We start from the raw sequence: 22,467 nt of genomic DNA, 5'->3' as shown, positions 1-22,467 counted from the left end.
GTTGAGGCCAGCGCAAGCCGGTCGAGCGAAGAGTCTCCTCGGAGGCTCTTTTTTGATTGATCCGGCTAAAAAGGCGCCACCCGTTGAAAAGGGTGACGCCAGTGGTTCAGTTAGTTCACGGTGCTGGTGCCATCCGCGTAATTGATGGTATAGCCCGCTTCGAGATTGAAGATGTAGACGTTGAAGTGAATGCTGTTATCGCCGATGGATTGGGCCCGCATTTGCACCCCGCGGGCGACCAACTCGGCATCGCGGTAAATAGGCCGGACTTCGTAGCGGACCAAGCGGTTGTGGTCCGCCTTCAGGTAAGTGGCCACGTCCATTTCATGTGCGAGCATCAGCGGATTGTTCAGGGATTGGGTGCCGGTGATCAGGTTCTTCGGGTTATTGTTTTCCCCGGAGAGCTGAAAGCCGATGAGGTGGCTGCGGTTGTACAGCCAGCCGTGGGCGGTGCGCTTGTTACGCCAGCCCGTGGGGTCCCATGTCAGCGCCTCACGCTTTTCGGTCGGCATCAGGCTAAAATTCAGCATGGCATTGGCGTCTGTCGCGCGGTTCAGGCTGTCGAGGTCGGCGTAGCGTTCCCAGGCGCCGGCGGTGGTGCTGAGCTCGGCGGGGCTGAACCCCGGGTCATTATTGGCCACGGTGAGTTCTTGCGCAGCGCCCGGGGTCAATGCCGCCAGCTTGGCGGTGTCGGTCGCCTCTGGCGGTGGTGTTACGGTTGGCGTTGGCTGAGTCGGTTGCGCCGGTGCGGCCGGTGCCAGTTTGGCCAGAGCCGCCTGCGCCGCCTTGATCGCGTCCGTTTGCTGGGCGATTTGGCGCTTGAGGGCGGTGTTGGCCTGCTTTGTCGCGGCGATCTGGGCGACAATGGCGGCAGGCCGAGGTTTAGTGGGCGGATCAGCGCTCGCTTGACACCCGCTCAAAGCGAGCAGCGCGACCAAGGCGAGGATGCTGCGGGTCATTTTTGTCATCGCTGCGACCTCCTGTAACCCGCTGCTTGGGCCTCGGCTTCCGTGGCAAAGTAAACGGCGTTGGCCGAGTTCATGTGGTAGCCGGCCTGACCCGGAACGTGATAAATGTGTGAATTGCGGTTGCCAATGATCTGACCGACTGTGGCCGTGTTGGTATCTCCGTGGGGCGCCGCGGCACTGCTTGCCCGGGCGGCGGCCTCAGCTTGCTGACTCGCCTGGGCCGAAGCTTGGGCTGCCGAAGCTTGGGCCGCACTGGCGGCCGCCGCTTGACTTGAAGCCTGCGCCGTACTGGAAGCGGCGGCCTGGCTAGCTGCGGCCGCCTTGCTGGATGAGGCGGCAGCAGACTGGGCCGAAGCAAGGCTTGCTTGCTGGGCCTTAAGCGAGGCGGCCTCGGCCTTTTTGGCGGCCAAAGTCTGCTCGAGCTTTTTTTGACTGGCCTTCAAGGCGCGGGATTCCTGTTTCTGGGCTGCGGTCGGTTTGGCTTGTGGGGCCTCGGCGTGAGGGGCAGCGGTGCAGCCAGCGGTCGCAATGAGAAGTGGGCTCAAAAGCGCGATAGCGAATCGTGCCCAGTGATATCGAGCAGGGGTATGCGTCATTGTGCGTTCCTCCAAAGGGTTTGATTAACTCTTATTATTGAATATTTATCGTGAGATTGCTAGAATTAGTTAGTTAACCGCTTACACCAAAATGACGCCCCGTGAAGACACGTTTTGACCATGACGTGTCGCTGTGCTAGCGTTAAAGGAAACCAAGAAAGAAGGGGTGCGGATGTTAAGTATTGGGGTTATCGGGCTGGGCGGGATCGCCCAGAAAGCCTATTTGCCCGTCTATGCCCAGATGCAGGACCAGTGTCAGTGGTTCCTAGAAAGTCGGGATTTGGCGAAGCTAACGCGGATCGCCAACCAGTTCCACATGGTGGCGGCCGGCACGGATGTTGCCGCCTTGGACGCCTTGGCACTTGATGCCGTGATGATCCACTCGGCCACCAGCGTCCACTATGAACTCGTGAAGCACTTCTTAGCACGCGATGTGCATGTGTTCGTCGACAAACCGCTGGCGCTTGAGGCCAGTCAGGTCAATGAGTTGTACTTGCTGGCAGCGCAGCATCGGCGGCTGTTGACGGTAGGCTTCAACCGGCGGTTTGCCCCGCAGATCGAGACACTGGCGGCGCTGCCCGGCAAGACCTTGGTGCAGGTGACCAAAAACCGCGTCGCAGATCCGCAGACGCCGATGCAGGCAATTTTTGACTTGCTGATTCACCCGCTGGATACGGCATTGGCACTGGCCGGATTTCCCGAGGAGGCCAAGGCGCGCTACAGCATGCACCTCGATGATGACGGTAACGTTGAACAGGCGAGTGTCATGTTCACCGCCGCCGGCATCCGTGGCGAGGCGGCGATCAACTTAGTCGCGGGGACGAATCTGGAGGAGGCAACGGTTGCCACGACCGGCGGCATGTCCCGGGTCCAGGACCTCAGCGTGTTGCAGACCTACCAGGAGACGCATACGACGACCCAAGCCGCGCCGGATTGGGCGCCGATGCTTGAGACTCGCGGTTTTGCCCCGATGATTCGGGCATTCTTGGCCGCGGTGGCGCGCGGTCAGGTGAATCCGGTGGCCCCGGCCACCAGTCGCCTGACCCACCAGCTCCTGTTTGACATGGCGCAACACCTGTAAGCACACAAAAACGCGCCGAGTCACGGCGCGTTTTGTGGCTAGTCTTTCGTTGCCTTGATCAGGGTGAGAATGCCGCTGGCAAGCGTCATCGCCCCGGTTGCCAGCGTCAGGGCGCCAGCCACAGTGGTGATGATGCCCAGTGGCCGGACAGCAGATTTGGTCATGAAGGGACCTCCTAAGTCAGTTGGAATAGCTTTATTGTACCGTGAAAGGAAGGCGAATGAAATGTATCAACGTGAGTTCATGCAACAAGCCATCGATCAGGCCGCTTTGAACCTGACCACCAATGAAGGCGGCCCGTTCGGCTGCGTGATCGTTCAAAACGGTCAGGTGCTCGCGCGGGCCCACAACCGCGTGCTGGCCAGTCATGATGCGACGGCCCACGGTGAGGTTGAGGCGATTCGCGCCGCAGGGGCGGCACTTAACACCCACGACCTGACCGGCTGTGAGCTGTACACCAGTGCGATGCCGTGCCCAATGTGCTTGAGTGCGATTATCTGGGCGAACATTAAGGTCGTGTACTACGGCAACTCGGCCGATGATGCGGCCGCGATCGGGTTCCGTGATGCGGCCATTTATGACTTCATCGATCACGGCCTGCAAGGGGACACGCTGACCTTGAGTCAGCATGATCGGGCACTGAGCCTCCCAACGTTTGAGGCGTACCAGGCCCAAAACAAACAACTTTACTGATCAGGCGCGCAAAACCCGGGACGAGTGGTTGAAGTCCCGGGTTTTTTGTGGGCGCAAACCGCGGTGGCAAAACCAATTTTGGCGCCGCGGCGTTTTTTTTATTTATCACGGGCGTTATGGATGTACAGACCCCTTATCAACATGATAGGCTTTATCTATAAACATAGTTAATTATCATTCGCATAAGGGGGAACTCATATGGAAAAGCCTGTTAGCATTCCCAAAGCTAAGGCAAAGGCGACACCAAAAGCCCAAACCAAAGCAGGAAGCACCATTGTCTTAGGGGTCGGCATTCTGCTGGCCATCCTCTTTGCCGCCTCAACGGCTTACTCCGGGATGAAGGCCGGCCTCACCGTGGCCGCCGGGATCCCGGGGGCCATCATCGGCTCCGCGGTGGTGCGTGCTTTTGCCAAACGGCAGGGGTACGCGGGCACCAACGCCATGCAAGGCATGGCCAGTGGGGGCGAAACCATCGCCAGCGGGATGATCTTTGTTCTGCCGGCTGTGCTGCTGATCGGTGCCGACATTAACTTCTTCGAAGCCGTACTTGTCGGCACGATGGGGGTCCTGTTCGGGATCGGCACTGCGGCAATCGTTGAAAACCACCTGATCATCGCCTCCAAAGACACCCTGGTGTATCCGGAAGCGATGGCTATCGCCGAAACTATCCGCGCCAGCGCAAGCGGCGGCCAGGGCCTCAAGATGATGGCCTCTGGCTTTGGGATCGGCGGCGCGTTGACCATGATGACCGGTTCCGTGTTCGGGTGGATCAACAACCACTTCGTCTTATACGGGGCCAAGGAATTCAAGTGGAAGTTTGAACTGGAAGTGAACCCGTTGCTGGCGGGGATCGGCTTCATCGTTGGGATCAACGTCGCGCTGACCATGTTTGCCGGCTCCATCCTGGCCAACTTCGCGGTGGTGCCGCTGATCGGCTACTTCACCGACATGGCCCACGGCTCCGCGGTGCTGTGGAACAACTCCGATGCCGCGATTCGCGGCCTGGCCTTTGACGGCATTTCCGGCGGCTACATCCGCTACCTGGGGGCCGGCATGATGCTGGCCGGGGGGATCATCGGCGCCTTGCGCCTCATCCCGGTTATCGGCCGCTCCCTCAAGGCAACGCTGGGGGGCAACGAAAAGAAGTCGAAGTTCGGCATCATGCTGCTGGGCTTCTCCATCATCGCGACCTTTGTGCTCGGCGCAATTTTCTCCGGCAACCTGCTGATCGGTCTGATCGGTGGCGGCCTCGCAATGCTTTTGGCCTTCGTCTTCGTGGTCGTGGCGGCGAACCTGACTGGGACGCTGGGGACCTCCAACCTGCCGGTGTCGGGGATGACCATCGCGTCGCTGGTGCTGTTGACCTTACTGTTTGTGGTGATGGGTTGGACCTCCAACTTTGACACCCGCTCACTGCTGCTTCTGGCGACCTTCGCCGTGACCGCCATCTCGACTGGTGGGGGCTACACGCAAACGCAAAAGGCCACCAACCTGGTCGGCGCAGACCGGCCGAAGATGCAACGCCGCTTCCTGTTGGCCGGGATCTTGGGCACCATCACCGTGGTTGGGGTGATCGTCCTCTTGGCCAACCAGCTGGCGGATGTGTCTGAAAACGCCGCGTTCGCACTGCCACAGGCGAACCTGATCGCAACGCTGACCAGTGGGATCATTACTGGGAAGTTGCCATTTACCATCATCATCATCGGCGCCGTGATCGGCATCGTGTTGCACCTGCTGAAGTTGCCGGTGATGACCGTGGCGATCGGGTTCTACCTGCCAATGGCCACCACCGCGATCATCCTCGCCGGTGCCCTGATCCGCCTGATCGTTGAAGGGAAGAACAAGGAAGCCAACGCGGAACGCGTGCAAAACGGCGTGAGCCTGTCCTCTGGGCTGATCGCTGGGGGCTCCATTGTCGGCCTGGCGGGTATCCTCCTGACCATCTCTGGCGTGGTAACGCCAGGGACGCCAAGTGGGTTCCTAGCAAGCAATGCCGCACCAGCCATTCTGTTGGCGGCACTGGCACTTTCGATCCTCTGGGTCCTGCGCAAGCGGCCAGCGGCTGAAGCGAAGAAAGAGTAGGCGTGAGACGCCAAAAGACCTGTGCGGCCACTGCGGCGCACAGGTCTTTTGTGCGGTTGAACCGGTTGCTGCGCAGGCATTTACCGAATCGTTACCCGCTTTTTACATTCGCAGGCATGCCCCGATACAAAAACGCGGTACAGTGACGTTAACAGGATAGAAAGCGGGTGAGTCACATGAGTTGGTGGCAATGGCTGATCCTCGCAGTTTTAGGACACGGGCTCACACTATGGGCGATGTGGGGGCGTGCGACCGCGCTGACACGGCGTGATGATTAGGGCTTGATGTACGCAAACCCCGCATGCTGACGCAAGGCGAGCTCGTAAACGCCAGCTGGCACGATCGTCAGTCCGCGTTGAAGTTGTGCGGCCGTGACTTGGTGGCTGCGCATCGCGTTGGCGCAGACGGCCACGGTCACACCCGCTTCGATCAGCGGGGCTAAGTCAATGGTGCTAGTGGTTGTGGCATCGGTGACCGGTGCGCCGTTGATCAACAGCTCAACTTGGCCGGGCGTGTTAGCCGCACGGGCGGCGGCCAAGTAGTTGGTGATGTTGCTGAGGGCGACAGGCCACTTGGCGGCCGAATCGAGGTGAAAAATAACATCCATGTGAGCCCCTCCTTTGGGGTGAATTGAAACGAGACAGAGACATCATTAACGGCCTAAGAATGAACCACGACTATTCCAGGCCGGTACGACACAAAAAGCGCCGCCCGAGCTACATCAGCATGGCCTCCTATAAAACCTAAGTGCGGGTTTTACAGGAGGCCATGCTGATACTCTGGGCTAAAACCGTTTTTGTCTCAGCCTCTTGGGTCGCTAGTCGTTGAACGTACCGTTTTCGACGTCTGAAATGAACTGCTTCAGGTTAGCGAAGTACACCGGCGCGTTGTCGATCATGTGGTGGTGACCGCCATCTGGCGTGGTGACGAGGCGCGCGTGGGGGATCACTTCGGCCATGCGTTGCGCGGAACGCAGCGGCATGGTTTCATGCTCGCCGAAGGTCAACAGGGTCGGCACGGTGATGTTGTGGATCTGGTCGCGAATGTCCCAGTCCTTCAGCTTGCCGGTGACCACGAACTCGTTGTCGCCTTGGAAGGCGTTGTACACGGCGGTGCCAGTGGTGTTGATCAGATGCGAGATGGCCGGCGGCTGCTTGCGGTCGACGTAGCCGGCGTTCAAAACGTCCACGTACTTTTGGTACTGCGGGTCGGCCCAGTCGCCTTTGGCCTCGATGGCTTTCATGTAAGCGACGGCCGCTGGTGGCAGGGCCTCCTCGCGCACGAGGTTGATGTGCGTGACGTATTCCTCGATATTGTCGATCATCGAGGAGATAATGGCGCCCTTCAGGTGCTCGCCGTACTTAAGCGCGTAAAGTTGCGTCAGCGCGCCGCCCCAGCTTTGGCCAATGAGGTAGAACTGGTCCAGGCCGAGCTTTTGGCGGACTTCTTCGACTTCACCCAAGAAGTAGTCCGTGGTCAGGTACTTGGCCGCAATTTCGGGGTCCGAGTAGTCGGGCTGGTCGGAGTAAAACGAACCCAGCTGATCGTACATGTGGACCTGAACGCCAAGGTCGGCCAGCTTTTCGCCGAAGTTTTCCCAGTATTCATGGTTGCCGCCGGGGCCGCCGTGCAGGCAAAGCAGGTGAATGTCACCGGTGCCTTGTGTGTTGGTCCAAAGGTGGTAGCCGTTGTCGAGCGTTAAAATCGTTGTTCCTTGCTTCAATGCATTCACCACTTTCTAAGAATGCTCTCATTCTACCACTAAAGCCGCGCGTGTGCTCAGCTACGCGCGATAAAATCCGAGGCGATCTTGACCTGCCCTTGGCGCACCCCGATGGCCAATTCCAGGGCCGCGGCCCCGACGCGCTTAAAGTGGTGATCGATGGTCGCAATATTCATCAGCTGGCCCGATAGCTGGTTTTCCTGCCCCATCATGGGTGGAACGGGGCGCTGGTGATCCAGGTAGTAGCGGCGCACCCCGGCGGCGATGTCATCCCCATTGGCGAAGATAAAGTCTGGCTGACGGGCCGCCAAAAAACTGCCGGCCGCGTAACCGTCCTCGTTGGTCATGGAGCCCACCCAGTTGTCGGCTGGGTCCGGGGCGTGCCCAAATACTGCGGTGAAGGCGGCCACCATCGCGCTGGCTGTCGCAGACAGTGCAGGGTCCCGCGGCAGCATCAGGCTGACGCGGGTCGCACCTTGGGCCTGGATCCAGCGCATCGCCTCCAGGTAGCTGGTCCCGCGGTCCGTGAAGGCCGCGGGCAGCTCAAGCGGCCCTGGGTCCTGGCAGACGACCACTGGTCCGAACTGTTGGTAGCGCAACAGGTCGGCCAGCGGTAGGTTGTGTGAGGTGAAAATAAGCCCGTCATAGGCGTGGCGGCGTAGCTGTTCAAGGTAGTCCAGCTCCACTTGACGGACATAATCTGACGGTAGCATCACCACCCGGTAGTGGTGGGTGAAGGCGGTCTTCATGATGCCTGCGATCAAGTCGGTATAATAGGGGTGGTCAAGCATCGGAAGGACCACGCCGATGGTTTGCGTCGAGCCGCGGCTCAGATCGCGGGCCACCGCGTTGGGGACGTAGTTTAGCCGCTGGATGACCGCCTCGACCTCAGCGCGCACGCGTGGCGAGACGTATTTGTGGTGGTTCAGCACGCGCGACACCGTGGCCGCGGAGTAGCCACTTTCACGCGCAATATCATGGATAGTTGTCATGAGGGTCCTCCTTTACTGCTACGGTTAGTGTACCCCAAGCGACCAAAAAGCCCCACCCTCAGGCGAAGGCGATCGACCTGGGATGGAGCGAGACCCCGGCACGGCGGCAGGCGTCATGCCAGCAGACTTTGGTTCAGCCGGTTGAGCGCTGAAGCGTTGGATTTCAGCGCCGTAAGGTCAGCGGCGTGGGCTTCCAGACGGGCAATTGTCTGGGCTTGAAGCGTCGCCCACGTGTCTTCTGGGGCGGCGTCTGGGATCACGACGGCGAGGGCAAAATCGATGGGCGTGCCGGGCGTGCCCCACAGCACCGGTTCAGCGAAGCTCAGCAGCACGGACTGCGGGGTGGTGACGCCGTCGCTGGTCGCGTGAAGCACCACCACGCGCTCAGCGGCTAGCTGATCGCCTTGAACAACGCTTGCGATAAAGCTGGCTTTGAGTGCGGTGGCAGAAAGGGCGAGGCGCTCAGCGGCAACGGTCGCAATCGCGCTCAAGGCGCTCAGCTCATTGGCATTTTCAAGGGTGACTGCAACCGCCACGTGCTTAGGACTGAATAATTTGAACATGAGACTTCCTCCTTTTTGAGTGACCAGACGCGCCCCGCAACGGCGCTTTCTTACCGGCAAAATCAGTGTAGGGTGTGAAACGCGTTTCAGGTCAAGCGGTTTGACGCAAAAAGTTTTTTTGTGGGATAAAACGCGCCCCCAAGCGAGTCAAACCGCGGTGACAAGCAAAAAGGCTTGACTTTCCCTTGGAATCCGGTATGCTAGTTAGGTTAGTAATCTGATAGAAAGAGGTGAAAGTAAGATGCGTGATAACATTCTTCTTGCTTGCGCCGAAACCGGCGAACGGATCTATCTGACTTCTAAGAACAAGCGCAACACGCCAGATCGCCTTTCTTTGAAGAAGTACTCTCCAAAGTTGCGTAAGCGCGTTGTCTTCACAGAAGTTAAGAAGTAGTTCGTCGCTTACGGCCGTAGCGACTAACCGACGGGCCACCAGGGCAACCTGATGGCCCGTTTTGTTTTACCAGAGCAGAGCAAAGCGCACTTAGCAGATCAGCTAGCCTAGCCGAGGCGCTTGGGGCGTTCTTGGCCCCGAGTGACTTGGCGTAGCTAGATGTACTTGCGTTGCTTGGTGGCGCGCGGCGAAGCGCGGAAAGTCCTGCTATAGTATGCGGTGAGGCTAAACCGTCGCCAGCACACCTGAGTTAGGCTGGCCCCAACACCAGTGGGCCGCGCGGTGATACACTGGAGACAAGGAGGGATGACCATGCGACTTCAAGGGGAAACGCTGATTTTACGGCCGTTTGTGGCGCCGGATGCGCCAGACCTACTTCGGTACGCGCAAGATCCAGCGGTGACTGAACCCGCCGGAATGCGGCCGTTGACGGATTTAGCGGCAGCGCAGCACTTTATCGCGGGGGCACGGGCTGAGCTGGCCATTGTGCGCGCGGGTCAGGTGATCGGTCAGGTTGGCGTCTATCCGCGTGCTGGTGACCCTGAGGGCCCGGATGGGACCACCCGGGAAATCGGGTACGCGCTGGCGCGGCCGTTTTGGGGGCAAGGGCTGATGACCGAGGCGCTGATACTGGTGTTACGCGATCTGGCTAGGCACGGCATCACAGAGGTGTGGGCCGGGGTCTTCCCGGATAACACGCGCTCGGTGGCGCTGTTGACGCGGCTGGGGTTTGCCCACCGCTTCACGGTCCCCTTGGCGTTCAGCCTGACTGGAGGCGCGCCACGAGAAGAAGCGTACTACAGTCGAAAAATGAAAAATGAAAATGACGTTTCTGAATTGTAATGGAAAATATTTTTTTCATTTCATTGATTGAAAGAAATCTCGTGGCTTTCACAGATTAATGCTATAATGAAATCAACATTAACCGTGGAGGTTTCAGAATGACTGCCCAAATTGAGTATGACCAGGTGTACGCGAAGCGGCTTGCCGCAATTGAAAAGGACCCACAGTACACGATTCTGTCTAGCATGAACCGCCCGCAAGCCTCAGGCGAGCATCAGGCCACGCAGTACATCGTCTACACAGATTACAAGCCTGACAACTTGAAGCGCAACAGCTTCACCATCAGCGTCTACACGCCGTTTGAAAATGTTGACAAGTATGGTCATTCTAAGGCAGACTTCCAATCGCAACTGCTGTTTGACCTGAACCGGTGGGAGAACTCGATGCACATCACGGTGCTTGAGACCTTGGGCTCGGAATCGCGCTTGGCGTTTTATGACTTCCAGAACATGGGGCTGTCCCAACTGGCGCTCAAGGCATTCATCAACTTGGCCAAGAAGGTGGACGTGGCCCAGATCGATGGCAATCTGAGCTCGTTTGACCGGGAAAACTTTGCTAAGCTACAGCACATCTTCACGAAGTTTGCATTCACCTTAAAAATTGCCGACTCGGATCAGGGCATTGGGAAGATTCTCTTAACGCTGAAGGACTGAGTCACATCGCCAACCGGCACTGTGCGAACAGCTGGTTGGCGATTTTTTGACCACTTAATGTAAGCGTCACCACCCGAGCACTGCCGGTCGACTGAGTCACCGGGCACCGAACGGTGTGCTGGCTAAGCTGCACAAACTAGGGCGAGTGGATGCAAAATGCGCTGGCAAATGAAACAGTTTTATGATAATCTGTGTAACAGCTAATCAGGCGCTTTTAAAGATAATAGTGCTGACTAACAAGGAGGAACTCTTGATGACTGAAACAGATTATGGTGCTGACTTAATCGTGGCGAGCTTGATCAACCATGGGGTGAAGTACGCCTTCGGGATCCCCGGCGCGAAAATCGACCGGCTGTTCGAACGCCTGGAGTACCCACGCGACCCCCAGGCGCCGCAACTAATTGTTGCGCGCCATGAGGCCAATGCGGCGTTCATGGCGGCTGGGGTGGGCCGACTGACCGGACAGGCCGGCGTGGTGCTGACGACTTCCGGTCCTGGGGTGTCCAATCTGGCGACCCCGCTGGTCACGGCCACGGCGGAAGGGGACCCGGTGGTCGCGATTTCCGGGCAAGTGAAGCGAGCCGACCTTCAGCGCTCGGCCCACCAAAGTATGAAGAATGCCGAGATGCTGGCCCCGATCACGAAGTATGCCGTTGAGGTGCAGGATCCCGATAACGTCAGCGAGACGATCGCCAACGCGTTTCGTGCGGCCGAGTCGGGCAAGCAAGGGGCTAGTTTTGTCTCCATTCCGCAGGATGTCACCGATAGTCCGGTCACAACGAAGGCCATCCGGCCGATTCCGGCACCGAAGCTTGGCCCGGCGAGTCCAGCTGACATGACCAACCTGGCAAGACAGATCAAAGACGCGAAGCTTCCAGTGCTTTTACTGGGGATGCGCGCCTCGTCTGCGGAGGTCACGAGTGCGTTGCGCGACCTGCTTGCGGTCGCCGACCTGCCGGTGGTGGAAACTTTCCAGGGGGCAGGGATCGTGTCCCACGCCCAGGAACACGATTTCTTTGGCCGCGTTGGGCTGTTCCGCAACCAGCCAGGCGATCAGCTGCTGCAGCAAAGCGACCTCGTCGTCACGATCGGGTACGACCCGATCGAGTACGAGCCGCGCAACTGGAACCCGGCGGGCACGGCGCGCATCATTGTCATCGACTCGCGGGCCGCGGAAATTGACCACAATTTCCAACCGGAAAGCGAACTGGTGGGGGACATCGCGCAGACGCTGGACGTGTTGATGCCACTTTTGCGGGGCTACCGCGTGGCGCCAGAGGCCCAGACAACGCTGGCGACGCTGCAAGAGCAGCTGAAGGTGCGCGATGTGCCACCGGCAAGCAAGCCGGGGCTGGTGCACCCGCTGGCCATTGTGGCCGCCTTGCAGCAGCGTGTCACGGATCAGATGACTGTGGCCGTGGACGTTGGCAGCTTTTACATCTGGATGGCGCGCCACTTCCGCAGTTACGAACCGCGACGCCTGCTGTTCAGCAACGGGATGCAGACGCTTGGCGTGGCCCTGCCGTGGGCCATCGCGGCCACGCTGGTGCGGCCGGGGGAAAAAGCGATCTCGGTGTCCGGTGATGGGGGCTTCCTATTCTCCGCGCAGGAGCTTGAGACGGCGGTGCGCTTGCACGCCAACTTGGTGCACATCATCTGGAACGATGGCCACTACGACATGGTGAAGTTCCAAGAAGAGGCGAAGTACGGGCACGCCGCCGGGGTCGACTTTGGCCCGGTGGACTTCGTGAAGTACGCCGAGAGCTTCGGTGCCACCGGCCTGCGGGTCACCCAACCGGAAGAGCTAGCGGCGGTGCTGGATCAGGCATTTGCCACAGCCGGGCCGGTGGTGGTCGACATTCCGGTCGACTACGCGGACAACCCGAAGCTGGGCGCCGCGATGCTGGCGGATCAGTTCTATTAATCAGGTGATCGGGGGAAGCGAAATGACAGTGATGTATCAACACGGGACGCTGGCCAACCTCGTGCCCGGCGGCTTTGCCGGCACGTTGCGCCTAGGCGACCTGTTGCAACACGGCGACACGGGGATCGGCACACTGACCGGGTTGGACGGCGAGCTGATCATCCTCAAGGGGATCGTGTATCAGGTCACGGCGACCGGGGCCGTGCACCAGCCGGACGCGCAAGCGCTGGTGCCGTTTGCCAATGTGCACCCGGCCGCGTTTGACCAAGTCAGCGCGCTTGAGGTCGCAACATCGGCGGCTGCTAAGGCCGCGATGGCGCAAGCGCTTGGCTCGGCCAATCTGTTTGGCGCAGTCATGCTGCACGGCCGCTTTGCGCGCATGCACACTCGGGCGGTGGCCAAGCAGACCCCACCGTACCCGACGCTGACCCAAACCGCGGCGGCGCAGCGTGAGTTCACCGCCACGGCGATCACGGGGACGCTGATGGGCTACTTTAGCCCTGCGCTTTATGCGGGCATGGCCGCGCCGGGCTTCCACTTGCACTTCCTGAGTGATGCCCACGACTTCGGGGGCCACGTACTCGACTTTGCCGGGGTAGCAGGGACGCTAGCGGTGCAGTCGTTTGCCGATGTGCAGTTGCACCTACCGGCTGAAGACCTTGAATTTCGGCAACGGGACCTCGGCGGGGCAGACGTGGTGGCCCAGATCCAGCAGGCCGAGGGGTCAGCCAACTAACCTCAGATGAGGATGAAATGAGAGTCGGTCGCCAACGGGCCGGCTCTTTTGTTATACTGCTAGCGGTCTAGACACCAGAGACGAGAATAGGAAGGGACGTTTATTTTTTGGCAAAAGCAACAGATACAGTGGCCCGCACCCTGAAGACGCGACACCTGTCGATGATCGCGTTGGGCGGCTCGATTGGCACCGGGCTGTTTGTCGCCAGCGGCGGCGCGATCGCCACCGCCGGGCCCGGGGGCGCCATCTTGGCCTACTGCGCGATTGGGCTGATGGTGTATTTCCTGATGACGAGCCTCGGTGAAATGGCGACGTACATGCCGGTGTCCGGTTCGTTTTCGGAATACGCGAGCCGCTTCGTGGACCCGGCGCTCGGGTTTGCGCTCGGGTGGAACTACTGGTTCAATTGGGCGATCACGGTGGCGGTCGATGTTGCCACGACCGCCATTGTGATGCACTTCTGGCTCCCGGCGGTGCCGGGGTGGGTGTTTTCGCTGAGTTTTTTGGCGTTGATTTTTCTGATCAACATTATCTCGGTGCGCGCGTTTGGCGAGACGGAGTACTGGCTGGCCCTGATCAAAGTGGTCACGGTGCTGGTGTTTCTGGCCGTGGGGCTTCTGACGATCGTCGGGGTGCTCGGCGCCGGGCCCGCCATCGGCCTGCACAACTATCAGATCGGTTCGGCCCCGTTTGTCGGTGGACTGCCCGCGGGGCTCGCCGTTTTTGTCGTGGCGGGGTTCTCCTTTCAGGGCACTGAGTTGATCGGGATCACGGCCGGGGAGTCCGAGACGCCGGAAACCAGCATCCCCAAGGCGATTCATTCGGTCTTCTGGCGCATCTTGCTGTTTTACGTGCTCGCGATTGCCGTGATCGCGGCGATCATTCCGTACACCAGCCCGAACCTGCTGGGGGCCAGTGCCAAGGATGTGGCGATCTCGCCCTTCACGCTGGTCTTTCAGCGCATCGGGTTGGCTGGGGCAGCCAGTGTGATGAACGCGGTGATCCTGACCTCCGTGCTGTCCAGCGCGAACTCCGGCATGTACGCTTCGACGCGTATGCTTTGGGCGATGGGAGCCAGCGGGTTCGCCCCGCGGTTATTTGCCAAAACCAACGACCGCGGTGTGCCCCTGCCGGCGCTTTTGGCCACCACCGTGGTCGGGGCACTGACGTTTTTGACCAGCGTGATGGGCAATGAGGTCTACAGCTTGTTGGTTGCGGCCAGTGGGCTGACCGGCTTCATCGCCTGGCTGGGCATTGCGGTGTCCCACTACCGTTTCCGCCGTGCCTTCCTGCGGCAAGGGCACCAGGTCAGTGAGCTGGTGTATCACGCCAAGTGGTTCCCGGTGGGCCCGCTGCTGGCCATCTTGATGAGCGCGGTGGTGTTGCTGGGGCAGGACATGAATGCGGTCAGCCACTTCAACTGGGGCCGCTTGCTGGTGTCGTACATGTCTATCCCGCTGTTTTTGGTGCTATTTATCGGGTACAAGTGGCGGCATAAGACGCACCTGCTGCGCTTGGATGAAATTGACCTCACGCCGCATCACCGGGACGCTGGATGACCCATTGCGGTGGAATGTTGTTGACAGCGTTTTCACCGCCGGTTAAAATAAGGTGAAATTTGCCCGGAAGGAGAACGGCTCATGCGGTTGACCCCTGCAACCAAAGTGTTCCTTTATCTATTGACGATGGCAGACGCGACGGACACTTGCACGGATCCGGTGTGGCAAGAGCGCTATCACCTCGACCCGGTCCGCACGATTGCCCAGCTTGAACGGCGCGGCGTGTTGACGCAAGCGGTCGGCGGTCCGTATACGCTCACCACGGCGGGGCAAACCGCCTTGGGTGATATCGCCGACTGGCTGTGGATTCACGAGTATTACCTGCCAGACGTGATCGATTTTGCGCGCGCCCGTCGCGGGTTCTGGCAACCCAAGCTCACGGGGTATCCCTTGTTGCAGGAGTTGCTGAGCCAGGCCAAGCACCGCTTCAAGGATGATACGGCGTATATGGCGGTCCTGTTACGGCACGAATTGCGGCTTGAGTACGAGACCCAGCACGATCTGGCCGCGATCCAGACCCTGATGGCGCTGATCGACCAAGACCTCGACATTCAGCGGCCGTGCGACCCAGCGACCTTTAGCTACCACACAACTTGGGCCAAGGTGACCGAGTTTGAAAAGCAGATGCTCAAGACACTGCTGAGTCGGCTGAACTGGACGCTGGCAGACTTTGAGATGCGCTTTTCCGAGTGGCTTGAAACCCAGCCGCGCACGCCGCGGCTGTTCACGCGGCTGGAACTGATGACCATTGTGATGTACGAGCTGGCCAACAACACGGCCAAGCTAGTGTGGCTCTATGAGGCCGCCGCCGCGCGCAATCAGGGCGCGGCGTACCTGACCACCGCGAAGATGCGGGCCTGAGCAATGCGTGCCAGCACACGAAAGCGGCTGATCCCGGTGGGGGTCAGCCGCTTTTTGCTGCGTTCAATGCGGTGCCAGTGGCCTGCAGTTTGGCTTGGTACAGCTGGTAGATGCGCTGGTAAAGCAGGTAGTAGTCGGTTTCTGTGGCGTCCAAGTACCAATCGAAGGTGGCAACGGCTGGCGGGGTGAAGACTTGGTGCGGGGTGATGAAGTCGTCTTCGGCGGTGATCAGCAGGTCAGCCGCGGTGAGTGGTGCGTCGGCCGGCAAAACGGTGACCACCGCGATGTTAGCCAGAAATTCCCGAATGTCGCCGTGCACGATGTCGCTTGAGGCCATGACCAGTTTGACAGCCACGGTGGTGTCTTGGGCGAAGCGGTTCAGCACCGGCACGAACAGCAGGGACAACATCTGGCTGAACACGGCTGCCTCCCGTTTGTACGGGGCAAATTCAGGAGTGTCTGGCAGGCCGTTGATGACCGCCGTCAGATAGTCACGCAATTGGGTTTGCTGGTACACAAGCTGCGCCGTGGTGAAAAAGTCCGCTTGCTTCAGGTAGTTGCCGTCCATCAGGTAAAAGGACGTGGCCAGTCGTAACATGTTCATCACCAGCTGCGGGTCGGCCCACAGCGGCGCAACCGTGGTGGCATCCTCGGCGTTGAGGGCGTTGATGAGACGGCTGACGACCGACCAGCCTGTGTGCGGGCGCGCCTTGAGGTAAGTCATGAGCGCATCTTCGCGCGGTGTGAGCGGGGTGAAGCGGACGTTTTTTTGCTGGTAAAAGTCAAAGAAGTCGCTTTCCGCTTGCACTTCGCGCTGGGTGAGCCGCGGAAACTGGCTGGTCTGATAAATCAGGGACGGGGTCGGGTACCCCGTGAACAGCTGCTTGAACCGGTCCGTCCATTTGAGGATGTCATTGTGGGCGATCCGCGTGCGGCAAACGGCCCAAAAGACCTGCTCCTGCATCGCGAGGATCGGATCCGTGGCCGCGGTGGGCAGGGCCTGGTACTGGGCGACAAGTGCGGGTTGATCGATCGCCTTAAAGGGCCAGCGTAACCCGCGGTACGCCAGCCAGTAGACTTGCTGGAGGAACAGCCGGATCTGCTTTTCGTCCCCGGTCAGTTTGGCCTGGGTGAGGGATAGCTTGAGCCGGTAACGCGTCAAAAAGCGCCGCAGCGGCGTGGTTTTGCGCAGTAGCGTGGAGTGGCTGATGTAGTGGTCCGCCGAGAATTGATCCACGCGCGGTTGACTGGCCTGAACCACGTAGTCGAGAAACTGGAAGGCGATGGTGTCCTCCAGCAAGGTGTAGCGGTAGCGGTCGACCGAAAGCGTCAGCGTCCCCTGCGTGAGGGCCCGCTTGGCCGTTGCGCGTGATAACCCGGTCAACGCGGCGACATCCTGCAGGAGTTCCTGGAAGATGTTGTAGCTTTGCTGGTAGGAGAGATTCATTTGCAAACTGAGGTCCGTGATCGTCAGCGTGTCATTGTGCGCGCGGACGAGCCGGCGAAACATGTCGAATTTTTGCAGGTCAGCCTTTTCGAGGAAGAGTTCTTCAAAGCGCATCGCCACGGGCACCTCCAAATCCAGTCAGTTTTTCATTCCTAGTATATCAAAATCTCAAAATAATAAAACAGGATTCTAATCTGGACGACCAGGTTGAGCCCGTTGGTGGCGTGAGAAAGATGGGGCGGGACATCATTAATGGCCTAAGAATGAACCACGACATGCCAGAATGTTCAAATTAAAACGCAACGCCCGTGTTGCCATTCCGGACACAACCGCTTTTTGGCTCAGCCTCAAAAAAAGAACCGCTGCCAAGGGCAACGGTTCCTTCGGGGTTACGCGGTGGGGGCCTTGAGTTGCGCCAAGCGCGCATCGATCAAGCGCAGGCACTCGGCGCGGTCGGCCGCATTGGTGACGAAGTCGAGCTGGTCGCCGTCGATCTGCATCTTGGGGCTTTGGTCGTAATCGGCGTACCACTGGTCATAGCGCCGGTTCAGCTCTTCATAGTAGTGGTACAAGCTCGGGTCCACGTCCAGTTGCTCGTAGCTGCGGCCGCGCCGCTTGATGCGTTGCAGCATCGTGTCAAACGAGACGCGGATATGCACCAGCAAATCGGGGCGCTTTTTGTAAGCAGCGTAGGGCAACTCCTGCATCATATTGGCCAGCAGGGCATCATAGACACGGACCTCCGTGGCGGTCGCCCGCCCGAGGTCCGCATTCAGATGAAAAAGCAGGGAGTCTTCGAAGATCGACCGGTCGAGAATGTTGTTATCCTCTGAGTAGGCCTGCTTGATGGCGTCGAAGCGCTTGTTAAGAAAGTAGATTTGAAGCAAAAAGGCGTACTGCTTCGGGTTCTCGTAGAACAGGGGCAAAACCTCGTTGTCCTCAACGGATTCATAGAAGGCTTGGGTGCCGAGGTGGTCGGCCAACATGGTGGTGAGGCTGGTTTTACCCGCGCCAATGGTGCCGGCTAATACGATCAGTGTCATGGGTGTCCTCTTTTGTCTGGTGGGCGGTGGCCCGTGGAATGTGGCGCCAGGTGACGCAGATTCCATCTTAATGGCCGCTTAGCCAGATTGCAAGACACCCCCGGCAGAATTGTTGGGACGGGTGCATGAGAACGAAACTCATTTTTAGATAAATCAGTTTGAAACCGGTCATAACTCAAGGTTATAATTATCGAAGCAACCGGTCATATATAAGATTTTTGGGGGAATATAAAATGCGGGGACGCGAGGATATCTTTCTGTCTATGTCAGAGGCGGAAAAAATGAGCCTGTTCCGCAAGATCGTGAACTCTCGGACTGCCCAGACACCTGTGGCAGACCGATTGGGCGCGGAACGGGCGCATGAACCACTGGTTAAAGACGTGAACTTGAAGCAGATTGCCTCCTTAACGGGCCGCAATTATGGGAGTGTTTATAACACCTACAATGGGTTAGTCGCAGCGCTGGAGGCGATGACGGGCAGCAAAAGCGTGTCGGCTAAAAAGCTGTTCAACTTGTCTTCGAGTGCCGTGCGCGCGTACTTTGTGATGCAAAGTCACCCGTACAAGTTTCTGCAGGCACTGCTCACCCATGAGTACGAGAACTTTGACGCGTTCTTGACCCACGAGGAGACGAGCAAGGCCACAATGTTGCGGCACCTTAAGGCACTGCGCGATTTTTCGCGCAAGTTCGGCGTCCGGTTTTCCTACGAGACCCTGACCATCCAGGGCGAGGAGAAGCGCGTCCGCCTGTTTTTGACGATGATCTGTTGGCTGGCGACAGACGGGGCAGTCTGGCCATTCGACAACGTCGCGCGCGACACCACGGGGGCGCTGGTGGACGGCGTCGTGAAGCTGTATGATGTGGGCACGCCGAACATGGTCACGCGCGAAATCGCCATGTACTACACGGCTATCTCTCAGTACCGGATTCAGGACGGGGCAACCATTCCGTACGATGAAAGCAGCCTCACGCTGAAGTACCCAACGGCCAACATCTTCGAGGAGCTGGCAGCGGACTTCCCGTGGCCCGAATTGAGCCTGTCCGAGCAGCTGGGCGAAAGCGCAGCGGTCTACTTCCTGTTCAATTTCCTGCCGTTTTACGTCACCACGAGCGCGACCGACCTGGCCAAGACGATGCAGCGCTTCAAGCATTACAACTTGGCTATCTACACGCTGGTGACGGACTTTTTAGCCAAACTGCCGGTGAGCTTTGTCGAGCAAGACCGGCTACCGGAGCAGGCGATGAACATGCTCAAGGCGAATCTGCTGGCCAATACCGTTTCCACCGTTGAGTTTGGGGACGACATCTCGCAGGCGATCGCGTACGAGATGAACGACAAGCTGCGTCAGATCCCGGACAATCCAGCCCTTGCCAAAAAAGTGCGCCAGACGCTGGAACACGTGGTTTTTGCACGCAAGCTCAACGAGTTTGACCCGTACTTGGAGACGCTCATCGAGTCTTACTACCGCAATCTGTTGCACTTGGCGACCCAATTCGTGCCACCGGTGAAGGTGAAGGTCGCGCTGATGATCGAGCAAACCGTGCTGGGCTACATTGACTTGCTGGCCTTCTTGATCAGCCAGCCGATCGTTGAACTGCTGCCACCGGAGCAGGTCGCCGCGGCGGATCTGGTCATCGAAAGCTCCACTGTCCCGGATGCCGTTGCGCGGCGTGGAGATGTGTTGACCTACAAGTGGGCGGCCAATTCGTCCAATGACTGGTTCGGCGAACTATACGCGGAAGTGCGCCAGATCTGGGATGACAAGCTAAGTTTGGGAGGCAATGTTGACTACTAACGCGCATCTGTGTGTGGGGACGGTGCCGATTTTTGCGCACCTCCCTCAGTCGGTTCTGGAACAGCTCGAAGCGCTCGTTCAGCATACTCAGTTTGCCCAAGGGGCCACCCTGTACGCCGCTGGTACGCCAGCGGCCGCCTTGTACATCATTCATCAAGGGCAGGTCAAGCTGGCCCAAACCAGCGCGGATGGCGATGAGCACATTTTGCGCGTCTTGACGCCGGGCGACTTTGACGGCGATCACGCGCTGTTCATCGCGGCCACGCACCAGGCAAGTGCCACGGCCATGGCCCCGGTCTCTGCGTGTGTCCTGTACCAAAAAGACTTTCAACACCTGCTGCTGACCGAGCCGGCGCTGAGTTTGCCGTTGATCCAGGCGTTGACGCAGCGGATCGAGACCTTAGAGCAACGCAACACCTTAGCCACCACACCGGTGGGGACGCGACTGGGCACCTATCTGGCGGCGCAAGCGGATACCACGTTCACGCTGCCGATGAAGCGTCAGGACCTGGCGCGCTACCTGGGAACGACCCCGGAAACCGTCAGTCGCAAAATGAAGCAGTTCGAGGCTGCCGGTTGGCTGAAGCAAGCCAAGGGGAATGTGATCACCATTCTGGACCGGCATGCACTGGCCAACCAGGCGTGAAGGGCTTGCAACCCGCGTGAAACTATCGTATTCTTAAGGCACACAACAAACACGTGATTAGGCGCCTAAGGGCAGTGCAGAGAGATGGCGGTCGGTGCAAGCCATTCAAGCCCGCATTCCAGCGCGACAGTGGGCGGCGAGAAGCCGCACGGCAGCTGACCGTTACCAGAATGAGGGTGGCCGTTTGGCTGAACTTGGGTGGTACCGCGGAGTAAGCGTCAATTCGTCCCATTGTGGGGATGAATTGACGCTTTTTTGCGTTCACGAAGACGTTACTAAGGGAGGACCATCATGTTAGATATTAAGCAATTGCGCCAAGACCCCGACTGGGCCAAAGCCAAGCTTGCGGCGCGCGGCGTGAAGCCAGAGACGATCGACGACGCGCTGGCGCTGGATGAACAACGGCGCCGCATCATTGTGCAAACCGAGGACTTGAAGGCGAAGCGCAACGCGGTGTCAGGTGAAATCGCAGCTAAGAAGCGCGCGAAGGAAAACGCCGATGATCAGATTGCCGCCATGCGCGCCGTCGGGACGGAGATCAGCGCGCTGGATCAACAACTGGCAGAAGTTGAAGCCAAAGTGACTCACATTCTTGTTCGCCTGCCCAACTTCCCGGCGGATGATGTGCCGATGTCGATGGATGAGGCAGATGCACGCGAAGAGTACAAGTGGGGCACCCCACGGACTTTTGACTTCACCCCGAAGGCCCACTTTGAACTCGGCGAAGACTTGGGGATCTTAGACTTCGAGCGCGCCGCGAAGGTCTCCGGCAGCCGCTTTGTTTACTATAAAGGCGCCGGGGCGCGGCTTGAACGTGCCGTGTACAACTTCTTCTTGGATGAGCACGCCAAGGAAGGCTACACCGAAATGATCACGCCGTACCTCGTGAATAACGATTCCATGTTTGGGACGGGCCAGTTTCCCAAGTTTACGGAAGACGTCTACAGCATCACCAACGACGGCGAACCGCTGACGCTGATCCCAACGGCCGAGGTGCCATTGGTAAACTACTACCGTGTCGAGATCGTGCCAAGTGAAAAGTTGCCAGTCAGCTTCACTGCGCTGTCGCCGGCGTTTCGTTCCGAGGCCGGCAGTGCCGGGCGCGACACCCGTGGACTGATCCGGATGCACCAGTTCAACAAAGTGGAAATGGTGAAGTTCTGCAAGCCGGAAGACTCCTGGACGGAGCTCAAGAAGCTGGTGCATGATGCAGAGGACTTGCTGCAAAAGCTGGGTCTGCCTTACCACGTCATCACCTTAGCGGCCGGGGATGCCAGCTTCACCAGCGCCAAGACCAATGACCTGGAAGTGTGGCTGCCTGCCCAAGACCGTTACCGCGAAATCTCCAGTTGCTCCAACTGTACGGATTTTCAGGCGCGGCGGGCGCAGATTCGCTACCGCGATGACAACGGGAAGCCGCAGTTCGTGCACACCCTGAACGGTTCCGGTCTCGCAGTTGGGCGCGCCGTGGCGGCCATCCTTGAGAACTATCAAAACGCGGATGGCACGGTCACGATCCCCGAGGTGCTGGTCCCTTATATGGCCGGTCAGACCGTTATTGTGCCAGAGGGGTAAGTCGTATCTTTATACAGTCGCAGCAATGCGGCTGTTTTTTTGTGAAAAAGGGGTTGACGGGCCATATCCCAGTTGGTATGATAGTCAACGTTGTCAGCGAGATAGCTTATGAAAAGCCACTGATTGAATTTTTATTCAAACAAGTTTTTGAAAGTTATCGTTGACAAGTGAACATCCAATTGATAGACTAATCAAGTTGTCTTTTGGACAAAGTAGTCCTTTGAAAACTGAACAAAGTTTCGTAAATGTGATAGGGTCTTCGATCTTGAATCGAAGAGAATTAAAACATTGC

General features: G+C 58.7%; 22 protein-coding genes. 13 read left to right on the top strand and 9 right to left on the bottom strand.

The window, feature by feature from the left end; all coding sequences use genetic code 11:
* Positions 1-110: 110 nt before the first annotated feature.
* Both EKM88_RS09230 and EKM88_RS09225 read right to left on the bottom strand, forming a co-directional pair.
* Complete coding sequence (locus EKM88_RS09230; protein ID WP_164512062.1) at positions 111-968, bottom strand: DNA/RNA non-specific endonuclease; 858 nt, start codon at positions 966-968, stop codon at positions 111-113.
* Positions 965-1,564, bottom strand: a complete 600-nt coding sequence (locus tag EKM88_RS09225) for a sunset domain-containing protein (protein ID WP_125705474.1) — start codon at positions 1,562-1,564, stop codon at positions 965-967. The genes EKM88_RS09230 and EKM88_RS09225 overlap by 4 nt, the downstream gene beginning before the upstream one ends.
* Positions 1,565-1,736: 172 nt before the next feature.
* Between EKM88_RS09225 and EKM88_RS09220 the strand changes: the two genes are divergently transcribed.
* Positions 1,737-2,645 (top strand): Gfo/Idh/MocA family protein, encoded by a 909-nt coding sequence (locus tag EKM88_RS09220; RefSeq protein ID WP_125705473.1) that lies wholly within the window; start codon positions 1,737-1,739, stop codon positions 2,643-2,645.
* Positions 2,646-2,683: 38 nt separating this feature from the next.
* Here EKM88_RS09220 and EKM88_RS13585 read toward each other — a convergent pair whose 3' ends face one another.
* Positions 2,684-2,809, bottom strand: a complete 126-nt coding sequence (locus EKM88_RS13585; protein WP_263853034.1) for a hypothetical protein — start codon at positions 2,807-2,809, stop codon at positions 2,684-2,686.
* Positions 2,810-2,870: 61 nt separating this feature from the next.
* Here EKM88_RS13585 and EKM88_RS09215 point away from each other — a divergent pair, with 61 nt between their 5' ends.
* Both EKM88_RS09215 and EKM88_RS09210 read left to right on the top strand, forming a co-directional pair.
* Complete coding sequence (locus EKM88_RS09215; protein WP_125705471.1) at positions 2,871-3,338, top strand: nucleoside deaminase; 468 nt, start codon at positions 2,871-2,873, stop codon at positions 3,336-3,338.
* 198 nt (positions 3,339-3,536) lie between these two features.
* Positions 3,537-5,420: an OPT/YSL family transporter gene (locus tag EKM88_RS09210; protein WP_125705469.1), complete on the top strand. Its 1,884-nt coding sequence runs from the start codon at positions 3,537-3,539 to the stop codon at positions 5,418-5,420.
* Between the two features lie 274 nt (positions 5,421-5,694).
* Here EKM88_RS09210 and EKM88_RS09205 read toward each other — a convergent pair whose 3' ends face one another.
* The 4 genes from EKM88_RS09205 to EKM88_RS09190 all read right to left on the bottom strand — a co-directional run bounded on the left by EKM88_RS09205 (position 5,695) and on the right by EKM88_RS09190 (position 8,698).
* A complete protein-coding gene (locus EKM88_RS09205; protein ID WP_125705467.1) occupies positions 5,695-6,027 on the bottom strand; it encodes a DsrE family protein in 333 nt (110 codons plus the stop codon).
* A 210-nt stretch (positions 6,028-6,237) separates the two neighbouring features.
* Positions 6,238-7,143 (bottom strand): proline-specific peptidase family protein, encoded by a 906-nt coding sequence (locus EKM88_RS09200; protein ID WP_125705465.1) that lies wholly within the window; start codon positions 7,141-7,143, stop codon positions 6,238-6,240.
* Positions 7,144-7,199: 56 nt separating this feature from the next.
* Positions 7,200-8,135, bottom strand: coding sequence for a LacI family DNA-binding transcriptional regulator (locus EKM88_RS09195; RefSeq protein WP_125705463.1), 936 nt, complete (start codon positions 8,133-8,135; stop codon positions 7,200-7,202).
* A 113-nt stretch (positions 8,136-8,248) separates the two neighbouring features.
* Entirely contained in the window at positions 8,249-8,698 is a 450-nt protein-coding gene (locus EKM88_RS09190; protein ID WP_125705461.1) for a PTS sugar transporter subunit IIA, read from the bottom strand.
* 241 nt (positions 8,699-8,939) lie between these two features.
* Between EKM88_RS09190 and rpmG the strand changes: the two genes are divergently transcribed.
* The 7 genes from rpmG (at position 8,940) to EKM88_RS09155 (ending at position 15,668) form a co-directional block, all read left to right on the top strand.
* Positions 8,940-9,092, top strand: a complete 153-nt coding sequence (gene rpmG, locus EKM88_RS09185; protein WP_125705459.1) for a 50S ribosomal protein L33 — start codon at positions 8,940-8,942, stop codon at positions 9,090-9,092.
* A gap of 312 nt (positions 9,093-9,404) precedes the next feature.
* A complete protein-coding gene (locus tag EKM88_RS09180; protein ID WP_125705456.1) occupies positions 9,405-9,935 on the top strand; it encodes a GNAT family N-acetyltransferase in 531 nt (176 codons plus the stop codon).
* A gap of 98 nt (positions 9,936-10,033) precedes the next feature.
* Positions 10,034-10,588, top strand: a complete 555-nt coding sequence (locus EKM88_RS09175; RefSeq protein WP_125705454.1) for a hypothetical protein — start codon at positions 10,034-10,036, stop codon at positions 10,586-10,588.
* Positions 10,589-10,841: 253 nt separating this feature from the next.
* Complete coding sequence (gene alsS, locus EKM88_RS09170; RefSeq protein WP_125705452.1) at positions 10,842-12,512, top strand: acetolactate synthase AlsS; 1,671 nt, start codon at positions 10,842-10,844, stop codon at positions 12,510-12,512.
* 22 nt (positions 12,513-12,534) lie between these two features.
* A complete protein-coding gene (budA, locus tag EKM88_RS09165) occupies positions 12,535-13,248 on the top strand; it encodes an acetolactate decarboxylase (RefSeq protein WP_125705450.1) in 714 nt (237 codons plus the stop codon).
* A gap of 161 nt (positions 13,249-13,409) precedes the next feature.
* Entirely contained in the window at positions 13,410-14,807 is a 1,398-nt protein-coding gene (locus EKM88_RS09160) for an amino acid permease (protein ID WP_225418467.1), read from the top strand.
* A gap of 81 nt (positions 14,808-14,888) precedes the next feature.
* Positions 14,889-15,668, top strand: a complete 780-nt coding sequence (locus tag EKM88_RS09155) for a hypothetical protein (RefSeq protein ID WP_125705446.1) — start codon at positions 14,889-14,891, stop codon at positions 15,666-15,668.
* A gap of 43 nt (positions 15,669-15,711) precedes the next feature.
* On the opposite strand, the gene EKM88_RS09150 is transcribed toward EKM88_RS09155, so the two are convergent.
* Together EKM88_RS09150 and EKM88_RS09145 are read right to left on the bottom strand one after the other, a co-directional pair.
* A complete protein-coding gene (locus EKM88_RS09150; protein ID WP_125705444.1) occupies positions 15,712-17,229 on the bottom strand; it encodes a helix-turn-helix domain-containing protein in 1,518 nt (505 codons plus the stop codon).
* A 275-nt stretch (positions 17,230-17,504) separates the two neighbouring features.
* On the bottom strand, positions 17,505-18,158 hold the full coding sequence (locus EKM88_RS09145; protein ID WP_191988715.1) for a deoxynucleoside kinase: 654 nt from the start codon (positions 18,156-18,158) through the stop codon (positions 17,505-17,507).
* 233 nt (positions 18,159-18,391) lie between these two features.
* Between EKM88_RS09145 and EKM88_RS09140 the strand changes: the two genes are divergently transcribed.
* From EKM88_RS09140 to serS, 3 genes are all read left to right on the top strand, one after another.
* The gene (locus EKM88_RS09140) at positions 18,392-19,954 is read left to right on the top strand and encodes a helix-turn-helix domain-containing protein (RefSeq protein WP_125705442.1); all 1,563 of its coding nucleotides are present in this window, start codon (positions 18,392-18,394) and stop codon (positions 19,952-19,954) included.
* A complete protein-coding gene (locus EKM88_RS09135; RefSeq protein WP_125705440.1) occupies positions 19,941-20,600 on the top strand; it encodes a Crp/Fnr family transcriptional regulator in 660 nt (219 codons plus the stop codon). The genes EKM88_RS09140 and EKM88_RS09135 overlap by 14 nt, the downstream gene beginning before the upstream one ends.
* Positions 20,601-20,891: 291 nt before the next feature.
* On the top strand, positions 20,892-22,175 hold the full coding sequence (gene serS / locus EKM88_RS09130) for a serine--tRNA ligase (protein WP_125705438.1): 1,284 nt from the start codon (positions 20,892-20,894) through the stop codon (positions 22,173-22,175).
* Positions 22,176-22,467 lie beyond the last annotated feature (292 nt).

Source organism: Lacticaseibacillus daqingensis (genome assembly GCF_003946115.1).
GTDB lineage: Bacteria > Bacillota > Bacilli > Lactobacillales > Lactobacillaceae > Lacticaseibacillus > Lacticaseibacillus daqingensis.
Note: the sequence above shows the minus strand (reverse complement) of the source record. Positions and strands in the feature narration are given on the sequence as shown.

Bases quoted from the DNA above. Each gene is read 5' to 3' on its own strand.
- EKM88_RS09210 (WP_125705469.1), top strand. From the start codon at position 3,537: ATGGAAAAGCCTGTTAGCATTCCCAAAGCTAAGGCAAAGGCGACACCA.
- EKM88_RS09135 (WP_125705440.1), top strand. From the start codon at position 19,941: ATGTTGACTACTAACGCGCATCTGTGTGTGGGGACGGTGCCGATTTTT.
- budA (WP_125705450.1), top strand. From the start codon at position 12,535: ATGACAGTGATGTATCAACACGGGACGCTGGCCAACCTCGTGCCCGGC.
- EKM88_RS09175 (WP_125705454.1), top strand. From the start codon at position 10,034: ATGACTGCCCAAATTGAGTATGACCAGGTGTACGCGAAGCGGCTTGCC.
- EKM88_RS09155 (WP_125705446.1), top strand. From the start codon at position 14,889: ATGCGGTTGACCCCTGCAACCAAAGTGTTCCTTTATCTATTGACGATG.
- EKM88_RS09180 (WP_125705456.1), top strand. From the start codon at position 9,405: ATGCGACTTCAAGGGGAAACGCTGATTTTACGGCCGTTTGTGGCGCCG.
- EKM88_RS09215 (WP_125705471.1), top strand. From the start codon at position 2,871: ATGTATCAACGTGAGTTCATGCAACAAGCCATCGATCAGGCCGCTTTG.
- EKM88_RS09145 (WP_191988715.1), bottom strand. From the start codon at position 18,158: ATGACACTGATCGTATTAGCCGGCACCATTGGCGCGGGTAAAACCAGC.
- EKM88_RS09150 (WP_125705444.1), bottom strand. From the start codon at position 17,229: ATGCGCTTTGAAGAACTCTTCCTCGAAAAGGCTGACCTGCAAAAATTC.
- serS (WP_125705438.1), top strand. From the start codon at position 20,892: ATGTTAGATATTAAGCAATTGCGCCAAGACCCCGACTGGGCCAAAGCC.
- EKM88_RS09205 (WP_125705467.1), bottom strand. From the start codon at position 6,027: ATGGATGTTATTTTTCACCTCGATTCGGCCGCCAAGTGGCCTGTCGCC.
- EKM88_RS09160 (WP_225418467.1), top strand. From the start codon at position 13,410: ATGATCGCGTTGGGCGGCTCGATTGGCACCGGGCTGTTTGTCGCCAGC.
- EKM88_RS13585 (WP_263853034.1), bottom strand. From the start codon at position 2,809: ATGACCAAATCTGCTGTCCGGCCACTGGGCATCATCACCACTGTGGCT.
- EKM88_RS09195 (WP_125705463.1), bottom strand. From the start codon at position 8,135: ATGACAACTATCCATGATATTGCGCGTGAAAGTGGCTACTCCGCGGCC.
- EKM88_RS09140 (WP_125705442.1), top strand. From the start codon at position 18,392: ATGCGGGGACGCGAGGATATCTTTCTGTCTATGTCAGAGGCGGAAAAA.
- EKM88_RS09230 (WP_164512062.1), bottom strand. From the start codon at position 968: ATGACAAAAATGACCCGCAGCATCCTCGCCTTGGTCGCGCTGCTCGCT.
- EKM88_RS09190 (WP_125705461.1), bottom strand. From the start codon at position 8,698: ATGTTCAAATTATTCAGTCCTAAGCACGTGGCGGTTGCAGTCACCCTT.
- EKM88_RS09225 (WP_125705474.1), bottom strand. From the start codon at position 1,564: ATGACGCATACCCCTGCTCGATATCACTGGGCACGATTCGCTATCGCG.
- EKM88_RS09220 (WP_125705473.1), top strand. From the start codon at position 1,737: ATGTTAAGTATTGGGGTTATCGGGCTGGGCGGGATCGCCCAGAAAGCC.
- alsS (WP_125705452.1), top strand. From the start codon at position 10,842: ATGACTGAAACAGATTATGGTGCTGACTTAATCGTGGCGAGCTTGATC.
- rpmG (WP_125705459.1), top strand. From the start codon at position 8,940: ATGCGTGATAACATTCTTCTTGCTTGCGCCGAAACCGGCGAACGGATC.